This is a genomic window from Streptomyces monticola (assembly GCF_042665355.1).
Taxonomy (GTDB): Bacteria; Actinomycetota; Actinomycetes; order Streptomycetales; family Streptomycetaceae; genus Streptomyces; species Streptomyces monticola.
In genome coordinates this window covers 193,342-214,383 of the sequence record NZ_JBHTCF010000014.1, presented here as the reverse complement: position 1 = coordinate 214,383, position 21,042 = coordinate 193,342, and the positions used below count along the sequence as shown (strand labels likewise).

The 21,042-nt window shown below is 68.8% G+C and carries 18 protein-coding genes and 3 pseudogenes; 12 read left to right on the top strand and 9 right to left on the bottom strand.

Going from position 1 to position 21,042, the window contains the following annotated elements:
- Positions 1–146 precede the first annotated feature (146 nt).
- The 3 genes and pseudogenes from ACFQVC_RS28890 to ACFQVC_RS28880 all read left to right on the top strand — a co-directional run bounded on the left by ACFQVC_RS28890 (position 147) and on the right by ACFQVC_RS28880 (position 2,337).
- Positions 147–676, top strand: a pseudogene (locus tag ACFQVC_RS28890) (hypothetical protein).
- Positions 677–770: 94 nt separating this feature from the next.
- Positions 771–1,298, top strand: coding sequence for a DinB family protein (locus ACFQVC_RS28885; protein ID WP_381836009.1), 528 nt, complete (start codon positions 771–773; stop codon positions 1,296–1,298).
- Positions 1,299–2,046: 748 nt separating this feature from the next.
- Entirely contained in the window at positions 2,047–2,337 is a 291-nt protein-coding gene (locus ACFQVC_RS28880; RefSeq protein WP_381836007.1) for a hypothetical protein, read from the top strand.
- A 425-nt stretch (positions 2,338–2,762) separates the two neighbouring features.
- Here the strand turns inward: ACFQVC_RS28880 and ACFQVC_RS28875 are convergent, their stop codons facing one another.
- Positions 2,763–3,464 (bottom strand): hypothetical protein, encoded by a 702-nt coding sequence (locus tag ACFQVC_RS28875; RefSeq protein ID WP_381836005.1) that lies wholly within the window; start codon positions 3,462–3,464, stop codon positions 2,763–2,765.
- 346 nt (positions 3,465–3,810) lie between these two features.
- Entirely contained in the window at positions 3,811–4,245 is a 435-nt protein-coding gene (locus ACFQVC_RS28870; protein WP_381836003.1) for a hypothetical protein, read from the bottom strand.
- 303 nt (positions 4,246–4,548) lie between these two features.
- Here ACFQVC_RS28870 and ACFQVC_RS28865 point away from each other — a divergent pair, with 303 nt between their 5' ends.
- On the top strand, positions 4,549–5,505 hold the full coding sequence (locus ACFQVC_RS28865; protein ID WP_381836001.1) for an ArsR/SmtB family transcription factor: 957 nt from the start codon (positions 4,549–4,551) through the stop codon (positions 5,503–5,505).
- A gap of 239 nt (positions 5,506–5,744) precedes the next feature.
- Here ACFQVC_RS28865 and ACFQVC_RS28860 read toward each other — a convergent pair whose 3' ends face one another.
- Positions 5,745–6,266, bottom strand: a complete 522-nt coding sequence (locus tag ACFQVC_RS28860; RefSeq protein WP_381835999.1) for a hypothetical protein — start codon at positions 6,264–6,266, stop codon at positions 5,745–5,747.
- 652 nt (positions 6,267–6,918) lie between these two features.
- Here ACFQVC_RS28860 and ACFQVC_RS28855 point away from each other — a divergent pair.
- A pseudogene (locus tag ACFQVC_RS28855) lies at positions 6,919–7,068 on the top strand (IS5/IS1182 family transposase); the annotation flags it as partial.
- A gap of 387 nt (positions 7,069–7,455) precedes the next feature.
- On the opposite strand, the gene ACFQVC_RS28850 reads toward ACFQVC_RS28855, so the two are convergent.
- On the bottom strand, positions 7,456–8,256 hold the full coding sequence (locus tag ACFQVC_RS28850; protein WP_381835997.1) for a hypothetical protein: 801 nt from the start codon (positions 8,254–8,256) through the stop codon (positions 7,456–7,458).
- A 375-nt stretch (positions 8,257–8,631) separates the two neighbouring features.
- Between ACFQVC_RS28850 and ACFQVC_RS28845 the strand changes: the two genes are divergently transcribed.
- Positions 8,632–8,970 carry a hypothetical protein gene (locus tag ACFQVC_RS28845; protein ID WP_381835996.1) on the top strand — a complete coding sequence of 113 codons (339 nt, stop codon included), beginning with the start codon at positions 8,632–8,634 and terminating at the stop codon, positions 8,968–8,970.
- A 1,072-nt stretch (positions 8,971–10,042) separates the two neighbouring features.
- Here ACFQVC_RS28845 and ACFQVC_RS28840 read toward each other — a convergent pair.
- The 3 genes and pseudogenes from ACFQVC_RS28840 to ACFQVC_RS28830 form a co-directional block, all read right to left on the bottom strand.
- Positions 10,043–10,370 (bottom strand): annotated as a pseudogene (locus ACFQVC_RS28840) (SAM-dependent methyltransferase); the annotation flags it as partial.
- A gap of 158 nt (positions 10,371–10,528) precedes the next feature.
- A complete protein-coding gene (locus tag ACFQVC_RS28835; protein ID WP_381835994.1) occupies positions 10,529–11,536 on the bottom strand; it encodes a LacI family DNA-binding transcriptional regulator in 1,008 nt (335 codons plus the stop codon).
- Positions 11,520–13,967: a glycoside hydrolase family 3 N-terminal domain-containing protein gene (locus ACFQVC_RS28830; protein WP_381835992.1), complete on the bottom strand. Its 2,448-nt coding sequence runs from the start codon at positions 13,965–13,967 to the stop codon at positions 11,520–11,522. The genes ACFQVC_RS28835 and ACFQVC_RS28830 overlap by 17 nt, the downstream gene beginning before the upstream one ends.
- Before the next feature lie 245 nt (positions 13,968–14,212).
- Between ACFQVC_RS28830 and ACFQVC_RS28825 the strand changes: the two genes are divergently transcribed.
- The 5 genes from ACFQVC_RS28825 to ACFQVC_RS28805 all read left to right on the top strand — a co-directional run bounded on the left by ACFQVC_RS28825 (position 14,213) and on the right by ACFQVC_RS28805 (position 19,136).
- The gene (locus ACFQVC_RS28825; RefSeq protein ID WP_381835990.1) at positions 14,213–15,532 is read left to right on the top strand and encodes an extracellular solute-binding protein; all 1,320 of its coding nucleotides are present in this window, start codon (positions 14,213–14,215) and stop codon (positions 15,530–15,532) included.
- Positions 15,529–16,440 (top strand): carbohydrate ABC transporter permease, encoded by a 912-nt coding sequence (locus tag ACFQVC_RS28820; protein WP_381835988.1) that lies wholly within the window; start codon positions 15,529–15,531, stop codon positions 16,438–16,440. Before ACFQVC_RS28825 ends, ACFQVC_RS28820 begins: the two co-directional genes overlap by 4 nt.
- A gap of 1 nt (position 16,441) precedes the next feature.
- On the top strand, positions 16,442–17,335 hold the full coding sequence (locus ACFQVC_RS28815) for a carbohydrate ABC transporter permease (RefSeq protein ID WP_381835986.1): 894 nt from the start codon (positions 16,442–16,444) through the stop codon (positions 17,333–17,335).
- 106 nt (positions 17,336–17,441) lie between these two features.
- Entirely contained in the window at positions 17,442–18,056 is a 615-nt protein-coding gene (locus ACFQVC_RS28810; RefSeq protein WP_381835985.1) for a hypothetical protein, read from the top strand.
- 105 nt (positions 18,057–18,161) lie between these two features.
- Complete coding sequence (locus tag ACFQVC_RS28805) at positions 18,162–19,136, top strand: hypothetical protein (RefSeq protein ID WP_381835983.1); 975 nt, start codon at positions 18,162–18,164, stop codon at positions 19,134–19,136.
- On the opposite strand, the gene ACFQVC_RS28800 is transcribed toward ACFQVC_RS28805, so the two are convergent.
- Entirely contained in the window at positions 19,091–19,354 is a 264-nt protein-coding gene (locus ACFQVC_RS28800) for a hypothetical protein (protein WP_381835981.1), read from the bottom strand. The two genes, ACFQVC_RS28805 and ACFQVC_RS28800, sit on opposite strands and share 46 nt — an antisense overlap.
- A 187-nt stretch (positions 19,355–19,541) precedes the next feature.
- Between ACFQVC_RS28800 and ACFQVC_RS28795 the strand changes: the two genes are divergently transcribed.
- Positions 19,542–19,976, top strand: a complete 435-nt coding sequence (locus ACFQVC_RS28795; RefSeq protein ID WP_381835979.1) for a hypothetical protein — start codon at positions 19,542–19,544, stop codon at positions 19,974–19,976.
- Between the two features lie 105 nt (positions 19,977–20,081).
- Here the strand turns inward: ACFQVC_RS28795 and ACFQVC_RS28790 are convergent, their stop codons facing one another.
- Positions 20,082–20,858, bottom strand: coding sequence for a winged helix-turn-helix domain-containing protein (locus ACFQVC_RS28790; RefSeq protein WP_381835978.1), 777 nt, complete (start codon positions 20,856–20,858; stop codon positions 20,082–20,084).
- Positions 20,859–21,042 lie beyond the last annotated feature (184 nt).

Genomic DNA, 21,042 nt, shown 5'->3' with positions numbered 1-21,042 from the left:
GGCGAAGGAGCTCTTTGTGGCCGCAATGGTTGGTGATCTCGCCCTGCAGGGCGGACTCCCACACTCGCGTGGTCAGACGCCACAACCGTCCACACTCGCGGGTCAGGTGCAGACCGTCCGTCACTGCCCGGCCGACCAACACCGCGATCTGGCAATTACAGCGGATTGTGCGCCGGGGCAGCACGGGTTCGGTGCGCTGCCGGCGGGCGGTGATGCTGCTGGCGTCGGCGGGATGGAATCGCGTTCCGGTGATCGCCCAGCTGGTACAGGCCGATGAGGACTTCGTCATCCAGACGGCCACCACCCGCCCACGCAAACTCGGTCAGCCCTTCACCCGCTGGTCGCTGCGCAAACTCGCCGCCTACCTGCGCCGCGTCCACGGCCGGGTGATCGGCATCGGGCGCGAGGCCCTGCGTTTACTGCTGGCCCGCCGCAGGATCTCCTTCCATCGAACCAAGACGTGGAAGGAGTCCACCGCCCCCGAGCGCGACGCCAAACCAACTCCCACCACCCCAACCACACCGTCCAGACCCCCGAGCTCCAGGGGTATCTGCGCTGGCGCAACGCCAACGCCCGCCACCCCGACGTGCTGGCCGCCCAACGCAAGGAGCGTGCCCGTATCCGCAGCGAGAAGGGCATCCGCTGGGGAGGCCGCCCCCTCGACGGGGCAGCCTGAGACAACCCGGTGAAGATCACGGCACCGTGGGAAACCCGCCGTCTCGGCGATATCGGGTGGCACCCCGGGCCCGCCCGGCACTACCGTCCGACGCATGATCGTTCCCTCTGAGCCCGCAGTTGAGCCGCCGGACGACTTGACCGACCCCCGCGAGCTGGTGCTCGCTTACCTCGACTACTACCGTGCCGCGCTGCTGCGCAAGCTCGACGGCATGTCCGAGGAGGACCTGCGCAACAGCAGGCTCCCGTCCGGCTGGGCCCCCCTCGCCCTGCTCAAGCACCTCGCGTTCGTGGAACGGCGATGGTTCCGCTGGGGGTTCGCCGCCGAACAAGTGGATCCCATCTGGGGCGAGGAAGACCCTGACACCCAAAAATGGCAGGTCGGAGACGAGGAGTCGACAGAAGCGATCCGAGCCCTCTTCCTGGACGAGTGCGCACGGACCCGCAAGATCGTGGCGGGCGCCGAACTGCAGGAACCCGCACGCAGTGGTGGCGGCTTCAACCCCCCTGACCACCACCCGGCCCTGATCTGGATCCTGTTCCACGTGCTGCAGGAGTACGCGCGCCACGTCGGCCAGCTCGACGTGGTCCGTGAACTCGCCGACGGTGTCACCGGCGAGTAGTGCAGCACCGGCCGGAACGAACCACGTTCTCCGCCTGGGTGGGTCCGCACCGTCACGAGCGCTCGCTCCCCAAGCCGGTGAACGTTCCAGGTCAGAGCGCTAGCGGCATCGAGTTCCTGGCCGTCGGTATGCCCGGCTGTCTCATGGCCGCGGCGCTGACCGAGCACGCAGTGGTGATGCCGTGGAGTACGGCACCCCGCTTGCCCATTCCCACAGCAGGACGCTGTGCGCCGTGGCTCCGTCGGTCGGCTCCTCCTGGCAGGTGGTCACCCGATTCACCCACCAGCAAGGTGAGTTGCTCCCGCCGACGGTCAGCGTCGGGAACCTCTCCTTTTGCGCACCGATGCTTCGGGGGATGCCGACGAACGACCAGTTGGAGCTGCCGCGCCGCGGACCGGCGTCCGGGGCGCCGGGCTCGACCTCCGCTTTCCGGTGCCAGGGTTGCGGGTGCGTGTTGCGATGAGCGTGAGGGCGGCGATGGTGAGGGCCAGGGAGACGGGCCACACCCAAGCGGGTACGGCATCGGGCGCCGATGGAGCTGCCTGGTCCTGCGGCGTTTCCGTGCCGCTGCCGTGCTGTTGCGGATCGGCGCTGCGCGACGGATGAGGGTCGGTTTTGTGGGGCGTGCGGGCGTCCGGGGTGGTCGGCGTGCCGGTGTCGCCGTGGCGGCGAGCCCTCTGCCGGTGGTGAACCGCACCTGGATGGGCAGGGCGGTGCCGCGGGCAGCCGCGTCCTTGCCCAGTGCCACTTGGACGTAGTAGTCGCCCTGGAGCTCCAGGGGTTCGTCTCGCCGGTCGGCGGGGTCGCCGACGGAGCAGTCCGCGCGTGCGACGCCTCCCGTACGGCCCACGCCCTGAAGTCCGCCAGGCTGGCCCTGCTGGCCCTGCTGGCCCTGCTGGCCCTGCTGGCCCTGCTGGCCCTGCTGGCCCTGCTGGCCCTGCTGGCCCTGCTGGCCCTGCTGGCCGGCCTGGCGGTGGTGCCTTGGACGGGCAGACCCGCTTCTTGGGCTACCAGGACAGTGCCCGCGGCAACGGAATGAGCACGGCGACGGCAATCCGCCACCAGCTTCAGGCGAGGCTCTTACCTGCCCATGACGTCTACGACTACGACCGCTTGCGTAACGCCTGGCCAACCGGACCACGCTGATGCCGGAGTCGCGGTCGTACCCTTCCGCATTCCGCTGCGGGCTGTCCTCGTTGGCGGCGAACGGCGGGACGATACACAAGCTTTGACCAACTCGTGCCCGCCGTTCACGTCCGATCGCTCCTCGGTACCGTTTCCGGATTCCCGGGCCTTCGTGGCCCTCCATGGTGGGCAAACCTGGAACCACCCATCGAACCGATCTGACATCAAGAAGCCCCTGAGACAGGGCCGGGTGAAGGGTGAGACGTCCGCGCCCCGCGGCCGCACCGCCGCAGTACGTGTTCGACGGTGGGGTGTCCGGACGGCCGCCCGCATGAAACATCACTCGTCCTTCAGCACCTTGGTGGCAGCCTTGCTCTCCCGCTGGCGCAGAGAGCGCCATTCGGCCCCCGGCTGTGGGTTGGCGTCGAGCCAGCGCTGTTGCAGCACGGCGAGCCTGGCGTATGCGCGTTTCAGGTAGTCGGTGGTGTGCTTGCAGGTCACGTCGGCGCGGGCCGCGCGTTGTTCGAGGAGGAGGGTGTCGGGGCGCAGGGCCGCTGCGAGCCGCTGTGGGTCTTTCGCGGTGGTGAATCCCGCCTGCCGCATACAGGAACGCCAGCGTGCTGTCGCTTCGAGGAACGCGGAGTCCTTTCCCAGCGTGCGCAGCGCGTCGCGCTCCCCCTGGTCGAGCCGCAGCCGCAGGGTGAGATCGCGTTGCGGCCCGCCCGCGCCCAGGAGCCGGCGCGCGGCGTCTGCCACACAGCCCGTGGCGGGCCGGCTCACCCTGATCTCGCTGTTGCGGGCGGAGATCTTGCGTTGCGGGTCCCCGTAGAGTGCCCGGCCGAATGCCTTCCCACGGGGGCGTTCTGTGCGCTGCGTGCCGGGCCGGTCGGCGGTATCCGGCAGGTTGAGGGTCTCGATGCCGAACTGCGCCGGGCCTGAACCGGCGTCTGCCGAGGCCGTGGCATCTACGGGAGGCCCCTCATAGCGGAAGCCGCGCTCGGCCATGCAGCGCGTAATCAGGCGTTGTCGGGCCTCGTCCACGCGGCGGGAGGTGGCGGTCGGTGTGTGCAGCAGGGGATGAAAAGGGAGCCGGGAGCGCAGTACGGCAGGCTCAGGGCCGGACTGCGGTGCGGACTGTCGGGCGGGCGGTGGCGTGCTGTCGTGCAGTGCCCAGACAACAGTCCCGGTGAGGGCGAGGAGGGCGAGTGCCAGAGCGGTGAGACCCGCCCGGGAACCTACTTTCAGCAGGGGCACGGCAGATCCTCTCTCCGTGATCCGTGATCCGTGATCCGTGATCCGTGATCCGTGGTCGGTGTGCGGTGAACGGTGGTGCCGGGGGCAGCGGTGTGTGACGCGCCGCCGCCCCCGGCACCTGCGGGGCGTTCGCTCAGTAACAGTTGCCGCTGTTCTTCATCAACCGGAGCGAGCTGGCCCTGTTCCGCAAGTCCGGGTGTACGGAGTTGACCTCGGAGCCGGGTTCGACGCAGAGCAGGTGCCCGCCCCAGTCGCTGCCGATCCCGGTGTAGTAATGGCTCTCGTATCCGCTGGTGCTTGAGTTGCTGAAGGACCATGTGTTGTTGTGTACGGTCTGACCGGCGCCATAACGGCCGGTGAGCTCGTTGAAGGTGTCGTTACGGAAGTCGGTGTCGTTGTTGAAGTACGAGTGGCGGGCCGAGTCGTAGAGACCCGCGTAGAACACGCAGTGATAGCCGGACTTGCAGTTGATGTCGGCCGAGGCCGGGGACGTTCCGAGCAGCAGCCCGGCTGAAGCTGCCATCGTGGCCAGACCGGTGATTGCCGCCCATCGCTTGCCTGTGCGCATGCGTCTCCTCGATTCCATTCAGAAGCTGTGCGACTTCGTCCAGTGGTTGTTGGGGAGCCCCCCCCGGGCTGCGGATGCGAAGTGCGATGCCTGTGGATCACATTTCCTGTCGGTTGTCGGCATCGTGCGGCCGGAGCTCACCCCAAGGGCGATCGGCTCAGAACTGCGTTGTGCGAGGACAACGGTTGCCGTGATGCTCCGATCGACCAACCCATTCGATGTGCCTCGAATAGCTGGACATCGACAAGAGTCGGGGGCCCTGTGGGTGTACGGATCCACTTCAGCGGTGACGACGTCCGGCGAGTGACGATCGCTCAGCACCCCGCGCCGCTGTGGGAGATCGAGCGCAGTCTGCGCGCTCTGCAGATGACGGACACCGGTGCGGCGACCGCGCCCTGGCGGGCATGGGCGCGGATGCGCCTGCCCCGGAACTCACATCACTTGCTGACTCTGGTGCCGCCCAGCGGCCCCTGCCCCGATTTCCTGACGCCGGCCGAACCCTTGCCCGACCTGGAGAGCGGCCTGGAGCAGCTGCTGAGCACCCCGCGCACCCAGTTGAACCGCGACATGGGACAGCTCGCCGAGCAGCGTCAACTCCCGCTGTGGGCACAGGAGGTGGGCCGAGGAGCGCTTCCCGCTCTGCGCTCCCTGGGACGCGCCGTGCGTGACTACCACCAGACGGTCATCCAGCCCATGCACCGCCGACTGGCCGCCGAGTTCGATACCGTCACAGGAGGTCTGGCACAGACGCTGTCCCACCAGGGCCTGGACGCCCTCCTCTCGACCCTGCACCCCTCGATCCGGTGGAACCCGCCCGTCCTGGACGTGGGTCACGCACTGCTCGACGAAGACGTACACCTCAGCGGCTGGGGACTCCGCCTGGTGCCGTCGTTCTTCACTCCGGCCAACGCCTTCTGCGTCAACCACACCCCGCCGATGACGGTGGTCTTCCCCATCACCCCCCGAGAGCCTTGGCGCCCCGGGACCGGCCCCGGCCGGGCCCATGCAGCCGACACCCTGGCCGCACTGCTCGGAGGCAAACGCGCCATGCTCTTGCGCACCATCGCCGCCACCGACGGCATCACCACCACGAGCCTCGCCGACACCGCCGCTCTCGCGCCCTCCACCGTCAGCCACCACACCGCGGCACTGCGCGACGCGGGACTCATCACCACCCAACGCACCGGAACAAGCGTCCGCCACCGCACCACACCCCTGGGCCTCAACCTGCTCCATGCCCAGCCCAAGGTCCTCGCCTGAACGCGGCCGTACCTGGAGACGAGTGGATCCAGGACGGTTGGCAGATGGCTTGGGGCACGGCGGACGTCGTGGCATACGCCGAGCGGAGCGGCGTGCCCGTCCGGGTGCTGTGGCCGAAAAGCGCCTCACGATGACCGGGACCGGCGGGCAGTGCACCCTCTCAGGTCCACGAACACCGACGAAGAGGCCCCGGACGAGTCTTGAGTACTCGGGGCCCCTTCGTCATGGACGGCGTCGCGTCAGGCGGCGGGCTTGGCCTCGCACCTGGCGAGCGCCTTCTCGGCGCGGGCGAGCAGCTTCTGCGTCTTGGCGCGCTCCTCGATGAGCTTCGGGTCCTGCTTGACCTCGCGCAGGGCCTCGGACGCCTTCTTCTCGGCGGCGACGGCCTTCTCGTACTCCGCGACGGCCTTGTCCCGCTCCTTGACGGCCTGCGCGTAGTCGGCGGCGGAGAACTCTCCGCTGTCGTCCGACTCCAGATACGAGACCCAGGCACGGGCCTCGTACGAGACGGTGTGCCAGTAGTCCGCCTCGCCGCTGGCCCCTTCGTACTCGTGCTCGAGCTGCTCGATCTTCTTCGCGACCGGGTCGATCTCGGCGTTCAGGCTGTCGAGCCTGTCCTGGTGCCGGTTGACGGTCGCCTGGTAGCGCCAGCACGGGTCCTTCGGAGCGGAGTCGGCGGCGGCCTGTGCCATGCCAGGCGCAGCGAGGGCCAGCAGGGAGATGGCGGTGACGGCGATCCTGGCGAGTGGACGAGAATTCACAGTGCGCTTCCTTCGGTGAACGGGGTGCGGCTGATGCCGCAAGAGCCCGTCCCATTACGCATGAAGAGCCCATTGCATGATCCGGGAAACACCGTCCGCGGAGCGCTTATCACACGGATGGAGCCCCCCGGCCCGCCTGCGAGGCCCGCGGCCCCCTCTGCTGTGACGAGGGGGGGCAGCTCACGCCCCGGCTTCGCGCATGGGCATCGGAGCGCGGCACAACCGTCTACAACCCCGGACCAGCCGCATCGGCACGGCCGGGCAAGAAGTACCTGCTGGAGCTGACGAACGCCCGCCTCCTGGTGCTCCCTGACCAGGGCGTCCACGCCAAAGGATCAGCCTCAGTTCTCCACTGATCTCCACTGAGCGTCGTGGCGGTCCGTTCGCACGCCTCAGTCGAGCGCCCGACCTGCCCGCTCAAGGGGCTGAGGGGCTTCCAACCTGGTGTGGCTGCCCGCGAGTTGGATGTTCCTTCACAACGTTGACTTCTCCCCCTCCTGAAGGAGGGAGGTTCTTACGGCTCGCGCCGTGGGGTTTTCTGCTTCGTCGCCGACTGCCCGCCCGGAGTGCTCCGTCGAGGTCTTACACCGGCTCCACAGACTGTCACCGCCAGCCCGGCGGCCAGGTCAACCGCCTGTGCCGGGAACCTCGCGTGCTTGTCCACCCGTCGTCGATCGATCCGTCCAGCCGCACCCCGCGGTACCGACCCGGCCGACTCCGTGCTCGTCAGCGTGAGACCGGAACTCGCTGGCGGCGCCTGCCCGTAGGCCGCCAGGCTCTGCTCTTCCTGGCCCACTTGCGGCAGCGGGGGTCCATGAAATGCCTCTGCGTCAATCCGGTCGGCGGAAAAGTCACGCTCCGTATGTCCGGGCGAGGAGGACGAGACGGTGATGGCCAGCGGAACGGGCCCCGGAGTTGGCCCCGACGCGGCTTGTGGGTGACCTCGGGTTTTCGCCAGGACGGTGACGCGGCGGGCGCTCTCGCCCTGAGGCAGCCGGTCGCCGCGGTCTTCAGGTTCTGCCGCCGCCCAGCTGGGGCCGTCCCGCGACGCGAAGGCCCTGGGGCGTGCATGTCCGGTGACGCGAGAGCGGGCTGAGCCCGTGTTCGGGCTGAGCCCGTGTTCGGGCTGAGCCCGCAGCACGGGACCCACGTCAGTGACGGTTCAAGGGGGGGGCGGGGCGCCGGCGGTTTAGTTGTGCTCTTCGTCGATGGTGATGGCGCCGCCGTTGGAGAGCTTGACGATGACCCGCACGCCGCCCTTCTTGGCTGCGGCTTCGAGCTCGCCCTCGGTGCAGCGCTTGTTGGGCTCATCGTCGGGCCCGCCGCAGATCCAGCCGTTGCCGTTGATGGTCGTGGCGGTGGCGCTGTAGAACGAGATCGTGGAACCGTCGCTGTCCAGCAGGGAGTACTTGCCCGGGGCCAGGTAGCCGAGCTCTCCGGAGCGGGTGCCGTTCGGCTTGCCGGTATCGGAGTCGTCGCCACCGCTGCCGGCGCGGTCCTCGACGATGCTGACTGCAATGCCGTTCTCGAGCTTCACCGTGGCGGAGACGCCCTTCTTGGAGGCGGCCTCCAGCTGCTCCTCGCTGCACGGGGTGGCGGCCTGGCCCGCGGCGCTGCCGCAGATCTCGCCGGCACCCTGGATGTCGGTGTCGGTCGAGGTGAAGAACGCCTGCTGGGTGTCCTTGAGGTCGGTGACGGTGTACTTGCCCGGCGCCAGATAGGAGACGGTGCCGAACCAGGTGCCGCTGACGCCCTTGCCCCCCGACTTGGCGCCTGACCCGCTGCCGCCGGTCTGTGACTTCGAGCTGTCGGCGCCTCCCGTACTGCCGTTGTCGGACTTGCCCTTCGCGTCCGAGTCCGAGGCCGACGACCCGGAACCGCTCGACTTCTTGCCACCGTCCGCGTCCCCCTGACAGGCCGTGAGCAGAGTGGTCGTGGCCATCAGAGCGGCGGCGGTCAGGACGGCCTTGCGGCGGTGGCTGCGGAGCATGGTGCGGTTCCCCCATTGCTGTACGGATGTGTGGCCGGCCAATCGGCAGACCATGCTGTGCCCTTGGTCGATCTTGACCTTGCCTGATGCGGTGCGCTCGGGGGAAGCGCGGTTACGGGATGATGACAACCTGGACGTGATCTTGAGACGCATGGTGCCGCAGCCGCAGGGGCCTTTCAGGAGTCCCTGTGCCGCCCGCGCTGGGCTCTCACGGTTTCGGGGCGGTAAGCCGGGACGCAACGCCGTGGCCGGTACGTGGTGGGGGTCGGTGGGGGAGGGGGAAGCGGTCGTACCTGGGCCTCCTACCGTATGACGAAGGTGAAGTCACGACCGCGGAGCAGTGCACGGGGCCGAGATCAGCGTTAACGGAGAACCATGGACAAGGCCACGCTGGAGGCGCTGCTCGTCGTGGCGGTTCGGGACGGGAAATGCCCGGCGGACGTCTTGCGGGCGGCAGGTGAGGGATGGAGCGTCCAAAGCGGAGTTGCCGGTCGCGCGGAGCTTCTGCGTTCCTATCGTCGTCGACTGAGAAGAACGGCCGAGGGATCGACCCTGAGACAGCAGACTCAGCAGTTGGTGCTGTTCTTGGAGGAGTTTCCCGATGACCAGTTGACGATGGTCGGAGCAACGGGGGATGCGGGTGGCTACGAGATGTTCCTCGCGGACGCTCAGGAGGAGCGCATCTTGTTCTGGATGAACATGTTCTCCCGCTGACGCCTGCGCAGTGGGTGCATTGACGGATAGAACGCGAGAAGCAGTGACGTTGATGTTGCGCTTCGGTGGTGCGGAAGTCCCCCTGAGTTCGGCGCAGTTGACGAGGACCAGCAGGGGGAGTGTCTCCAAAGTGCGGAGGCGGAGACGATCAGGTGTCGAGCCGAACGCGGGTTCGCGTCCTGAAGGGTGACTGCCGGCGCCCCGGCCCGTGGATGGTTCTCGAGTTGGCCTGAGGTGTGGCGATCCGAGCGATTGAAGATCACTCCCCGCACGCTGGGTGGTCGTCCCCCGCAGCGGTGGGTGGTTGGTCGCTGGGGGTGCGGAAGGGACTTGGCTGTCAAGGAGTCGGGGTTGCGTTGCCGTGGGCGTATCCGCGGAGCGGGTCGAGGTGCAGTTCGTGCGGGCCGAGGCAGTCTGCGGCGAGGGTGGCGACGAGTGTCCCGCACCTGCACTCCATGTTGCGGCCTCCGGTTCCGAGCGGCCCGCAGCATCCGTGGTGGATGCCCAGGTCCGAGGTTAGGTGGAGGGTGGGCGTGTCATCGGGGTGGACGATCACGGTGTTCCGGGGTCCTGCGGGCACCATGCCGGTCATGTTCGGGGGCATGAGGAGGTCGCGGTCGTAGAAGGTCCGGCGATGCAAGGGGTCTGGCGCTGTGAAGGGGGCTCCCCACGGCTCGGGGTCGGTGGCGTAATGGCCGCGTGGGACGGTTGAGGGGGCGAGCCGTGTCTTGCGGTCGCGGTCTTTGCCGTGCCCGGCGGCGCTGGGGATCTCGGGGAGTTCCTGGAGGTCCGGGGTGAGTTCGGCGCCGCACTTCGCGCAGGAGAAGACCGTCATGGTGCCCGTTGTATCCCGCCGTCGCGTTCTGAAGCGACCCCTCGTCGGCGAGGGCGGGTCCGGGGCTGAGTGGCTGCGGATTACTTCCGCCTCGGCGGCTCGAAACATCGACATGATCCCGTTTGCCGTTTGCCGGCTGCACCCTTTCATGATCCACGCCTGTGGTGGCGTGGAGTGGCCGCCGCGGAGCCCGGGTCCGGTCCGGGTGGGGCGGTCTCGTTGCACACCCTTTGCAAGGACCACGTAGGTCTCTTCCACCTCCTCGCGAGGAAAAATCCTGGCCAGCCGCTCACGCTCATCGACGAAAAACGCCTGACGGTCAGCCTCTTCAAGAACGAGGAATGCTGACCGGCTGCCGATGTTGGCGAGATGCGTGTCCAAGGAGACGGTGCGGCTCCAGCGCACTTGTCGGCGTGCAACTTGCAGTCCCGTCAGCCCCGCCAGCCGGATGGGCGTCGTCGTCCGAAGGGCGCACGGCAGATCTCGGCTTCACCCCGCAGTGGTGCGCGATGCGTCCGTGCTGCTCGCGGATCCACGGCACGTCGAAGGCCGTGGTGTTCCACCAGCCGAGGCTGCGTCGAAAGACTGGGCGCGAGAGCTGGCGGTCATACCCTCATCATCGCCTCCCCGCACCAGTCATTCGACCATCGCCAACACCTGCGCAACGGGTGCCCCGCGCCGAGGAGTTGCGAAGGCATTGAGACACAGTCCTCGGCGGGCTCCTCAACGGCACGGGGCCGTCGACTCACGGGTGACCAGTTCGGTGGCGAGTTCGATGTGGTAGGACTCGACCTTCTCGCCGTTGGCCAGGCGCAGGGCGGTGCGCAGTGCGACGCTGCCCATCTCCCGTATCGGCTGGCGGACGGTGGTCAGGGGCGGTGAGGCCATGCGGGCGAGGAGCGTGTCGTCGAAGCCGACCACGCTCAGGTCCTCGGGGATGCGCAGGCCGCGGGTGCGGGCGGTCTCGATGAGACCGAGGGCGATCTCGTCGTTGCCGGTGAAGACCGCTGTCGGTGGTTCCTCCAGGTCCAGCAGCGCCGCGCCGCCGTGCAGGCCTGCCTGGTACGTGAATTCCCCGGACCGGACGTAGGCGGCGGGCACCGGCGCACTCGCGGCCTCCATGGCGGCACGGAAGCCGTGCATGCGCGCCTGGTTGCACACGGCGATGGCCGGCCCGCCGACATAGCCGATGCGGCGGTGGCCGAGGGCGAGCAGGTGCTGGGTCGCGGCCAGACCGCCCGCGAAGTTGGTCGCCCCGACGCTGTTGACCCTGCTGTGCGGCAGGTGCAGCGGGTCGAGTACCACCAGCGGGAGACCGGCCCGGTCCAGGGCGTTCAGGTGCGCGGTGGTGTACACGCTGGTGACCGCGATGAGCGCGCGGCGTCCGGCCGCGACCAGGTCCCGGGCCCAGTGGGTGGTGCGGGAGGCCTTGCTGACCACCACCGAGGCACCCAGGTCGGTGGCGGCGTCCATGATCCCTGCCAGGGCCTCGGCCGAGTACGTCTTGAGGTCGCCGTCGAACTGCACCTCGATGGTCGGGTTCGTCGCCACCTCGGCGTGCCGGAAGACGGGTGCGATGTAGCCGTGCTGGTGCAGCAGTTCAAGGACCCGGGCGCGGGTCTGCGGCGCGACGTCGCTGCGCTCGTTGACCACTTTGGACACGGTCGCGACGGAGACCCCCGCCGCTTGGGCGATGGTCGCCAAGGTGGTGCGTCTAGCGTCCGGCCGCATCGTCTTCTCCAGGCTGTACGTCCACCGGTGTGGTGAGCCGCCGGTCGTGGCCGACGGCGCGGGTGGAACCGGTCAACTGGAGGGTAACCCGGCAGGGCAGGTCGGCGGACGAGGTGCCGATGAGTACCTCGATCTCGCCGGGTTCGACGATCCGCCGCAGGTCCCGGCCGGTGAACGCGGTCCGGTCGGCATGCACGTGGAACCGTACCCGCGCGCTCGCGCCCGGCTCCAGCCGGACGTGGGCGAAGCCGGCCAGTTCCCGTACCGGCCGGGTCACTTGGGCGACGACGTCGCGCAGATACAGCTGGACGACCTCGCGCCCGGTCCGGGCACCGGTGTTGCGCACCCGTACCGACACGGTGAACTCGCCGTCGGTGGTGGTCTCGGTGGTGCTCGCGCGCAGGTCGTCGACCTCGAAGGTGGTGTAGGACTTGCCGTATCCGAAGGGGAACAGCGGTGTCGGGTCGATGTTGCTGATGCCGTGTGTGTTGCCGCCGAGCGGTGGCTGCAGGTAGGTGCACGGCTGGCCGCCCGGGCGGCGGGGGATCTGTACCGGGAGCTTGCCGGCGGGCTGGACCCGGCCGGACAGTACGCCGGCGATCGCGGCCGCGCCTTCTTGTCCGGGTATGAACGCCTGCACCAGAGCGGCGGCGTGGGGATGGATCTCGCCCAGGGCGTAGGGGCGGCCGGAGACGACGACCACGACGACGGGGGTCCCGGTGGCGAAGAGCTCCGCGAGCAGATCCGCCTGCACACCCGGCAGCCGCAGGTCTTCGGCGTCGCAGCCCTCGCCGGACGTGCCGTTGCCGAACATGCCCGCGAGGTCGCCCACCACCGCCACGCACAGGTCCGCCTCGCGGGCCGCGGCCGTGGCCGCGGCGAAGCCGGAGCGGTCCGCGCCGGACACGTCACACCCCGGCACGTGGCTGATCTCGGTGTCCGGGAGTTCAGTGCGCAGGGCGTCGACGACGGTCGGCGCGGTCACGCCGAGGGCCATGCCGGGATAGCGGGGCAGGACGTGATTGGGGTAGGAGTAGCAGCCCATGAGGGTGTGCGGGTCGGCGGCGCAGGGGCCGACCACGGCGATCCGGCCGGGCGCCGGACGCTGGGTGCCACCGTCGGCGCCGCCTTCGGCGCCGAGCAGCGGCAGTGCGCTGCCCCCGTCGAGCAGCACGATGGACCGCTCGGCCAACTCCCGTGCCAGTTCCCGGTTGTGGGGTGAGTCCAGGTCGACGTCGGCGGCGGTGGCGACCGATGCCTCGGGTGTCCAGTCGGGATCGAGCAGTCCGAGCTCTGCCTTCTGGATCAGCAGGCGCCGTACCGCCCGGTCCACGGTCGACTCGGGCAGTTCGCCGCGGCGGACCCGTTCCACGAGGTGGCGGCCGAAGCCGAGCGTGTCGGGCAGCTCCACGTCGATGCCCGCGCCGAGTGCCAGGACGCCTGCCCGGTCGGTGTCGGCCGCCACGCCGTGCATGGCGGCGAGGAACGCGACCGCGCCGTAGTCGGAGACCACGGTGCCGGTGAACTCCCAGTCGTCGCGCAGCACTTCGGTCAGCAGCCAGGAGTCGATGCCGGCCGGGACCCCGTCCACCTCGGAGTACGAGTTCATCACCGAACGCGCCCCGCCCAGCGTGATCGCGGTCTCGAACGGCGGCAGGATGACGTCCATCAGCTCGCGGCGGCCGATCGGCGCGGGGCCATGGTTGCGGGCGGCGCGGGATGCGGAGTACCCGGCGAAGTGCTTGAGGGTGGCGATGACGCCGGCGCCCTCCAGGCCGGAGACGTAGGCGGAGCCGAGCATCGAGACCAGGTACGGGTCCTCTCCCAGGGTCTCCTCGACACGGCCCCACCGGTAGTCGCGGACCACGTCGAGGACGGGGGCGAGGCCCTGGTGGACGCCGACCGCCCGCATGTCCCGCCCGATGGCGGTCCCCAGGCGGCGCAGGAGATCCGGGTCGAAGGTCGCGGCCCATGCGAGGGCGGTGGGATAGACGGTGGCGCCGTAGGTGGTGAACCCGGTGAGGCACTCCTCGTGGACCAGCGCGGGGAGGTGGAACCGGTTGCCGCGCTGGACCGTGTGCTGCGACCTGACCAGCTCGGCGGCCCCTTCCACCGGGCTCACCGGACGGCTGCCGTACACCCGGGTGAGGTGGCCCAGGCCGTCGCGCGCGGCCTCGTCGAGCGGGATGTCGCCGGGCTCGGCGAACACTTCCTCCAGCGGGGCGACGTTCAGGTTCTTGGCCTGTGCGTCTTCGTCTTCGGCTTGGTGCGCGAGGTCGTTGCCGATCCAGCGGCTGCCGAGCTGTGCGACTTTCTCCGCCAGTGTCATGGCGCCCAGGAGGGCGTCGACCCGGTCGGGGACGGGGAGCGCGGGGTCCTGCCAGCTCGGCACGATCTGGCCCGTCACCGGCGGTGAATCAGCGGTAGGCATCGCGTACTCCCTCGTTGTCGAGCCAGAACTTCGAAAATGTTTCGAGATCTGATGGTCTTTTTCCGGTGCCATGTCCGCCAGATAGTACGCAGGTAGAAGTTGCTCGACAACGTTCTTTGCGGATGCCTTGACAGCCCTGTACCCGAATCCTAATTTGCACTCACGACATTCACGATGGGCAAGGTTTCGAAAAGTTTTCGCTGCGGCTGCTGTAAAGCCGACGGCCCTCGAGTGCGGAGACATTCATGGCGATATCCCTCTCGCGTCGTACCCTCCTCGGCATGGCCGCCGGCGTGCCGATGTCCGCGGCGCTCGCGGCCTGCGGCTCGTCCGGCCCCAGCAAGGGCGGGGACGGCAAGGCCAGTTACTGGTATCTGAGCGGCAAGCCCCAGGAAGACGTCAGGACCGGTGCGCTGGAGGCCTTCAACAAGGCCCACCCCAAATCGAAGATCAACGGCACGACCTTCCAGAACGACGCGTACAAAACAAAGATCAAGACGGCGATCGGCGCCGGCGAGGCACCCACCCTCATCTGGGGCTGGGGCGGCGGAACCCTGCGCAGCTACGTCAAGGCAGGCCAGGTCGAGGACCTCACCTCGTGGTTCGGCGACAACCCCGGGATCAAGAAACGACTGTTCCCGTCCGCGTTCGGCCCGGCAACCATCGACGGCAAGATCTACGCGATGCCGTGCGAGACCGTGCAGCCGGTCGTCCTCTACTACAACAAGAAGGTCTTCGACGACGTCGGCGTCAAGCCCCCGCAATCCTGGGGCGACATCATGGACCTGGTCCCCAAGTTCAAGGCGAAGGACATCGCCCCCTTCTCCCTGGGCGGCCAGTCCCGGTGGACGAACATGATGTGGCTGGAGTTCCTCTTCGACCGCATCGGCGGCCCCGAGGTGTTCCAGGCCGTCTTCGACGGCGAGAAGAACGCCTGGTCCCACCCCGCCGCCATCGACGCACTGACCAAGGTCCAGCAACTCGTCAAAGCCGGCGGGTTCATCAAGGGCTTCTCCTCGATCACCGCGGACTCCAACGCCGACCAGGCGCTGCTCTACACCGGCAAGGCCGCGATGATGCTGCACGGCTCCTGGTCGTACGGCATCCAGAAGAACGACGGCGGTGACTTCGTCTCCGGCGGCGGGCTCGGATACATGAACTTCCCGCCCGTCGAAGGCGGCAAGGGCGACCCCGGCAACACCGTCGGCAACCCCGGCCAGTACCTGTCCATCTCCTCGAAGGCCAGCGCCGAGCAGAAGGAAATCGCCAAGGAGTACTTCGCCAAGGGCGTCCTGCAGTCGGCCGAAGTGAAGGACTGGATCGGCACCGGCGCCGTCCCGCTCCTGCTGGGCACGGAACAGCAGCTGGCCGCCTCCGACGACGCCGAGTTCCTGAAGTTCACCTACGGCATCGCCAGCAAGGCCAAGTCGTTCGGCCAGTCCTGGGACCAGGCACTCAGCCCGACCGCCGCGGAGACGCTGCTCGACAACATCGTCAAGCTGTTCCAACTGTCCCTCTCACCCCAACAGTTCGCCACCAACCTCAACGAGGTCATTGGGAAATGAGCTCGCTCACCGGCCAGGCGACGGCCGACGGCCGGCCCGGCAGCAGCATCCTGCCGTGGCTGACCGCACCCGCCCTGCTGCTGTTCCTCGGCTTCGCTGTCATCCCGCTGGTCGGCGTCTTCGCGCTGAGCTTCACGACCTGGGACGGCATCGGCGACATCCATCCGTCCGGGCTGACCAGCTGGCGTGCGGTGCTCACCAATCCCGGGCTGCCGCACGCCGTGGGGGTCACCTTCCTGGTGATGGCCGCCTCCTGGGCGTTCCAGACGCCGCTGAGCATTCTGCTCGGGACGTTCCTGGCCGGCCGCCAGCGCTACCGCGCGCTGCTCGGCGTCGTGTACTTCATCCCGCTGCTGCTCAGCTCCGCGGCGATCGCGGTCGCATACAAGGCGCTGCTGGACCCCAACTTCGGGATCGGCAAGGGCCTTGGGATCGGATTCCTCAGCCAGGACTGGCTGGGCCGGCCCTGGCTCGCCTTCGGCCTCGTCATCTTCGTCGTCTCCTGGCAGTTCGTCCCCTTCCACTCGCTGATCTACCAGGGCGGTGTGCAGCAGATCCCGCAATCCCTCTACGAAGCCGCGCAGTTGGACGGCGCCGGCCGGATCCGGCAGTTCTTCAGCATCACGCTGCCGCAGCTGAAATACACCATCATCACGTCGTCGACGCTCATGGTGGTCGGGTCGCTGACCTTCTTCGACCTCATCTTCGTGCTGACCGAAGGCGGCCCCGGAGACGCCACCCGCGTCCTCGCACTGGACATGTACAAACGGGGCTTCCAGGCCAACCTGATGGGACCGGCCAGCGCCATCGCGGTCATCCTCGTCCTGGTCGGCCTCGCCCTCGCCCTGCTCCTTCGCCGGCTCGGCGGCCGGGACGCCGGAGCGAGCCAGCTCGAGGGAGCCGCCTGAGATGACCGCCACCCTGGCCAAGCCACAACAACGACCGCAAACCACAGCCCGCGGGCGCCGCCGCCGCGGTCCGGGCGCCCGCCGACGCAACTGGCCCGGCGCCCTCGCCGGATGGATCTGGCTCGTCATCGTCGCCGTACCGCTGTACTGGACGCTCATCACCAGCCTCAAGGCCCAGAGCACCTACTACACGAGCAACCCGCTGGTGCCGTCGGGCACCCCCACATTGGACAACTACCGACTGGTCATCGAATCCGACTTCGTCGACTACTTCGTGAACAGCGTCGTGGTCACCGCGGGCGCGGTGATACCGGCGGTCGCGGTCTCCTTCATGGCCGCGTACGCGATCGTGCGTGGCTGGCGCATGCGCTTCCTGCGCACCGTGAACGGACTGTTCCTCATGGGGCTCGCCATCCCGCTGCAGGCGACGGTCATCCCCGTCTACCTGATCATCATCAGGCTGCACCTGTACGACAGCCTGCTGGCGCTGATCCTCCCCTCGATCGCCTTCGCCATCCCGCTGTCCGTGCTGGTCCTCGCCAACTTCATCCGCGACGTGCCCAAGGAACTGTTCGACTCCATGCGCGTCGACGGCGCCACCGAATGGGCCACGTTGTGGCGCCTGGCCGCGCCGCTCACCCGGCCCGCCCTCATCACCGTGACCATCTACAACGCGCTGACCATCTGGAACGGATTCCTGCTGCCGCTGATCCTCACCCAGAGCCCGTCCCAGCGGACACTCCCGCTCGCCCTGTGGTCCTTCCAAGGTCAATACGGGGTCAACGTCCCTGCCGTGCTCGCCGCCGTCGTCCTCACGACGCTGCCCATCCTCATCCTGTACGTGTTCGGACGGCGCCAGTTGCTCAGCGGCCTGACCGCGGGCTTCGGCAGATGACAGCTCGCCGCGCCTCGTGCGCCTGTACGGCCGCTACAAACAGCTCGGGCCACCTTCGTCGGCGGGTGCCTGGAGAACTTCCCCTGCCGCCGCTGGCGTCCGGCGCATGACCCTCGGACGGCACGAATCCGAAGCGCACCGCCGCCCATCCCGGCCGGTCCTGTCCCGGCGGTCCCTGCTCGCCGCCGGCGCCGGAGCGGTCGTGGCCCAACTGGCGTCCGCCGGGCCGGCGTTCGCCACCGGCACCGGCCGGGTCCCGGTCTCCTTCGCGTGGATGGACGGATACCAGGACCCGGCCACGCCCGCGCGGCTGAACAAAGTGGGGGTGCTGAAGGCCGGTTACGCCGCCGCCAGGAACGTCCTCGTCCTGGTCCCCGGCACCTCCGCCGGCTCCGCGTACTTCCTGCCGCTCGCACGCGACATCGTCGCGCACACCCGGGGGCGCTGGCAGGTCTGGGCGGTGGAGCGCCGCGAGAACCAGCTCGAGGACCACTCGATGCTCGACCAGGCCAAGCTCGGCAAGGCGAGCCACCAGGAGGTCTTCGACCACTACCTCGGCTGGCTCGTCGACCCGGCCATCACCGAGCACTACCAGCCGGTTGCGGACGCCACCGTCCCCTACGCGCGTGGCTGGGGAATGAAGGTGACCGTCGGGGACCTGCACCGGGTCGTACGGGCCGCAGGACGCCACGGCCGCCGCGTGGTCCTCGGCGGGCACTGACTCGGCGGATCGATCACCACCGCTTACGCGACCTGGGACTTCGGCGGCCGACCGGGGGCCAAGGGACTGGCAGGCCTGGTCTACATCGACGGCGGCAGCCATCCGGTGCCGCTGACCCCGGAGCAGGCACGGCAGGCACTTCGAAACCTGCAGAGCGGTACCCCGTGGCTGGCGTTCGGCGGGATCGGGGCACCGTTCCTCGGCCTGTTCTCGGCGACCGGCGCCCTCGGGACGATCACCAACCCCGACGGCCCCTCGCTCGGCCAGGCATTCCCGCTGCTGCCGGCGGGCCTGAAACCGCCCGTTCCGGCCACCAATGAGGCCCAGTTCGGCTACGCGGTGGACAGCGAGACCTCACCCGGTTCCCTCGTCGCCGCCCACGTCCACGCGGGCCGGCTCGCCGCCGCCGGAGAACCGCGCGGCTGGGACCAGGCCGGTGAGATCACCCCGATCCGGCGGTACGCGGACATGCTGGCGGGCTACGGCGTGCAGGGTGTCGACGGGTCCGCCTGGTACCACCCGCTGCGGCTGACCATCGACTCCGGCGCCGTGGCGGCCGGCAACGCCAACCCCGCCCAGGACGTCCTTGACCTCGGGGCCATACACGGCCACCGCCTTGGCCGCCACCTGCCGATCTACGCCTTCGGGGCCGCTCTGGGCGGCCAACGGGTGCTGGACGCGGCCGCGTTCCTGGCCGATCAGTCGGGGATCCCGGACCGCGCCCTCACACTCGTCGAACGGGCAAGCACGTACGCGCACAACGACCCGGCCTCAGCAAGCCCCGACCGCAACGAATTCCTGCACCACCTGCTGCGCTTCCTGTCCCGCAACAAGCTGCGGTCCGGGTCCTATTTCGTCGGCGCCGTGGGCGGCACACCCCTGCCGATCGTCAAGCCGCACAGCGAGCAACAGAACCGACCTGACGCTTCACGCCACCGTGACGCTCCGCGTCACCAGGCCTGGCAACAGCACTGCCCCGCTCCGCGGGGCAAAACACCGCGACGCTCCGCGTCGTCGCCTCCACAGGGTTCGCTTCACCACCGGGCTGAAGCCCGATGCACTGCGAATGAATCCCGGTAGCCGTAGGCGTCCTGCGCGTACGCGTCGCTGCGCGGCTCGGTGACGACGCCGTTCCTCCCGTCCAGGTCGACGCCGCTGGGCACGCCGGTGTTGACCGGGCCCGCGTGGACGTAGGGGAAGTGCATGCCCGGGGCGCCGTGGTGGCCGGTGCGCAGGTAGTTGGGCTGCAGCAGGCGCACCGCAGCGCCGCCGGGCACGTAATCGAACTCGTTGAGCAAGTGGTGCACCGGCAGCTCGGACGAGCTGTGCGCGAGACGCCTGTACGTCTCTGAGCAGGGAGAGTCGCGACTACTGCGAGGGCTTACCCGGTAACAACCTCCGGTGGGACGCCGCCACTTGGTGAGACTGCCAGGCTCCGCCTCCAGGAGTGGAACCGTGCGCGGTTCCTTCATCCAAGGGGGATCTATGAGGACAGAGACAAAGAAGCGGCGTGGCGTCAAACGGTACCTGGCGGTCCTGCCCGGCGCAGCAGCACTGGTCGCCCTCGCGAGCACACCGGCGTCAGCAGCCCAGTGGAACTACGACATCAGGACGACTGATTCTGTCCCGGGCGGGCAGGCCATCGGTCGGGTCTCCTATGAGGGCACCGGCGGCGGCTGCTACCGGGCCGGTATCGACGGATACCTCTACGACCGCGAGGCAGACGGGTACGGGGCGATCGTCTACCTGCGCGGCCGTGACTGCCGTACGGGCAAAGTAGGCATGATCGAGGCCGGGTACATCGGCGGCAACGGGAAGAGCACGTACTACAACACGGGTTGGATCGGCGGGCTGAAGGACGTCACCGCGCGAGTCTGCCTGTTCAAGGACAACCGCGACCACTTCTGCCGGACCGCCTGACCTCGACGACGTGAAGTGGTGCCGTTCCGCCGACGGGTGATGTCCACCGCCTGGACGGCGGTCCGGCGGCCGCCACGGCAGGCACCGCTGTGGGGCCGGAACGCTTCAGGAGACCTTTGTCTGCGTGCTGTAGCGAGCATGGGGGTCGGTGTACTCCAGGGTGACCTGCGTCCAGGTCAGCGGAGGGTCGAGTTCGGTGAGGGCGAGGAGGCGGCCGTGCTGGTCGTGGCACCACCGGCGGATCGTCAGTTCAGGGCCGGTCTCCTGGGTGGTACGGCGGTCTCGTCTCACGGTGACGGACTCCGTGATGCGCAGGTCGAGGCCTGCGCGGTCACACCACTGGTGAAGGCCGCGCAGATCGGGGTTGGTGACCGGGGCGCGCTGCCAGTAGCGAGCGAGCTCGGCGACCTCCAGAACCGCGGCCGGTGTGAAGTAGGTGACGGCGGAGTGGGGTGGCTCCATCGCTGTGCCGGGGGCGTGGTACTGGTACACGAGCATGCTCGAGCCCGGGGCCAGCGCCGTGAGATTGGTGATGTCCGCTGAGGCCGGAGCGATGAACAGGTGGCCCCGCAGGGATGGTTGATCCGGTACAGGGAGCAGGGGCCCCGGCGGGACCGCGTCCCGTGATGCGGGGGCGCCCGGCCGTTTCCCGGGGCGCGTCACGAGGGTGCCGCGTCGGTTCGTCACCACGAGCCCGTTGCCGCGCAGGACCTCGAGCGCGGCCCGTACGGTCTGCCGTGTCACGCCGAATCGCTCGGCCAACTGCCGCTCGGGGGCGAGCCGGGTGCCTTCGGGTATGCGGCCTGAGGTGATGTCGTCGGTGAGCACGGAGGCGATGTGCCGGTAGGCGGGGGAGGAGGCGTGTCTGGGTGCTTCGGACAAGTCGAACCTCGCTCAGAGTGATGGCGCGTGCCGGAGGAGCCACCAACCTAGAGTGGTCTACACCTTTGGGCAACGGGTAGTTCGGCCACTCGCGGCCGTCGGACCGCCCGTGCGTCGGCTGGAATCGGATGCGCGCCGGGTAGCCGCGCGATGCTGTGGGGGCGGGGCGGCCGCCCCCGACAGC

What these genes read in the sequence shown, in the direction of transcription:
- ACFQVC_RS28870 (WP_381836003.1), bottom strand. Translation starts at nt 4,245, where the DNA reads ATGCGCACAGGCAAGCGATGGGCGGCAATCACCGGTCTGGCCACGATG.
- ACFQVC_RS28885 (WP_381836009.1), top strand. Translation starts at nt 771, where the DNA reads ATGATCGTTCCCTCTGAGCCCGCAGTTGAGCCGCCGGACGACTTGACC.
- ACFQVC_RS28825 (WP_381835990.1), top strand. Translation starts at nt 14,213, where the DNA reads ATGGCGATATCCCTCTCGCGTCGTACCCTCCTCGGCATGGCCGCCGGC.
- ACFQVC_RS28850 (WP_381835997.1), bottom strand. Translation starts at nt 8,256, where the DNA reads ATGCTCCGCAGCCACCGCCGCAAGGCCGTCCTGACCGCCGCCGCTCTG.
- ACFQVC_RS28795 (WP_381835979.1), top strand. Translation starts at nt 19,542, where the DNA reads ATGAGGACAGAGACAAAGAAGCGGCGTGGCGTCAAACGGTACCTGGCG.
- ACFQVC_RS28810 (WP_381835985.1), top strand. Translation starts at nt 17,442, where the DNA reads ATGACCCTCGGACGGCACGAATCCGAAGCGCACCGCCGCCCATCCCGG.
- ACFQVC_RS28835 (WP_381835994.1), bottom strand. Translation starts at nt 11,536, where the DNA reads ATGCGGCCGGACGCTAGACGCACCACCTTGGCGACCATCGCCCAAGCG.
- ACFQVC_RS28845 (WP_381835996.1), top strand. Translation starts at nt 8,632, where the DNA reads ATGGACAAGGCCACGCTGGAGGCGCTGCTCGTCGTGGCGGTTCGGGAC.
- ACFQVC_RS28820 (WP_381835988.1), top strand. Translation starts at nt 15,529, where the DNA reads ATGAGCTCGCTCACCGGCCAGGCGACGGCCGACGGCCGGCCCGGCAGC.
- ACFQVC_RS28830 (WP_381835992.1), bottom strand. Translation starts at nt 13,967, where the DNA reads ATGCCTACCGCTGATTCACCGCCGGTGACGGGCCAGATCGTGCCGAGC.
- ACFQVC_RS28815 (WP_381835986.1), top strand. Translation starts at nt 16,442, where the DNA reads ATGACCGCCACCCTGGCCAAGCCACAACAACGACCGCAAACCACAGCC.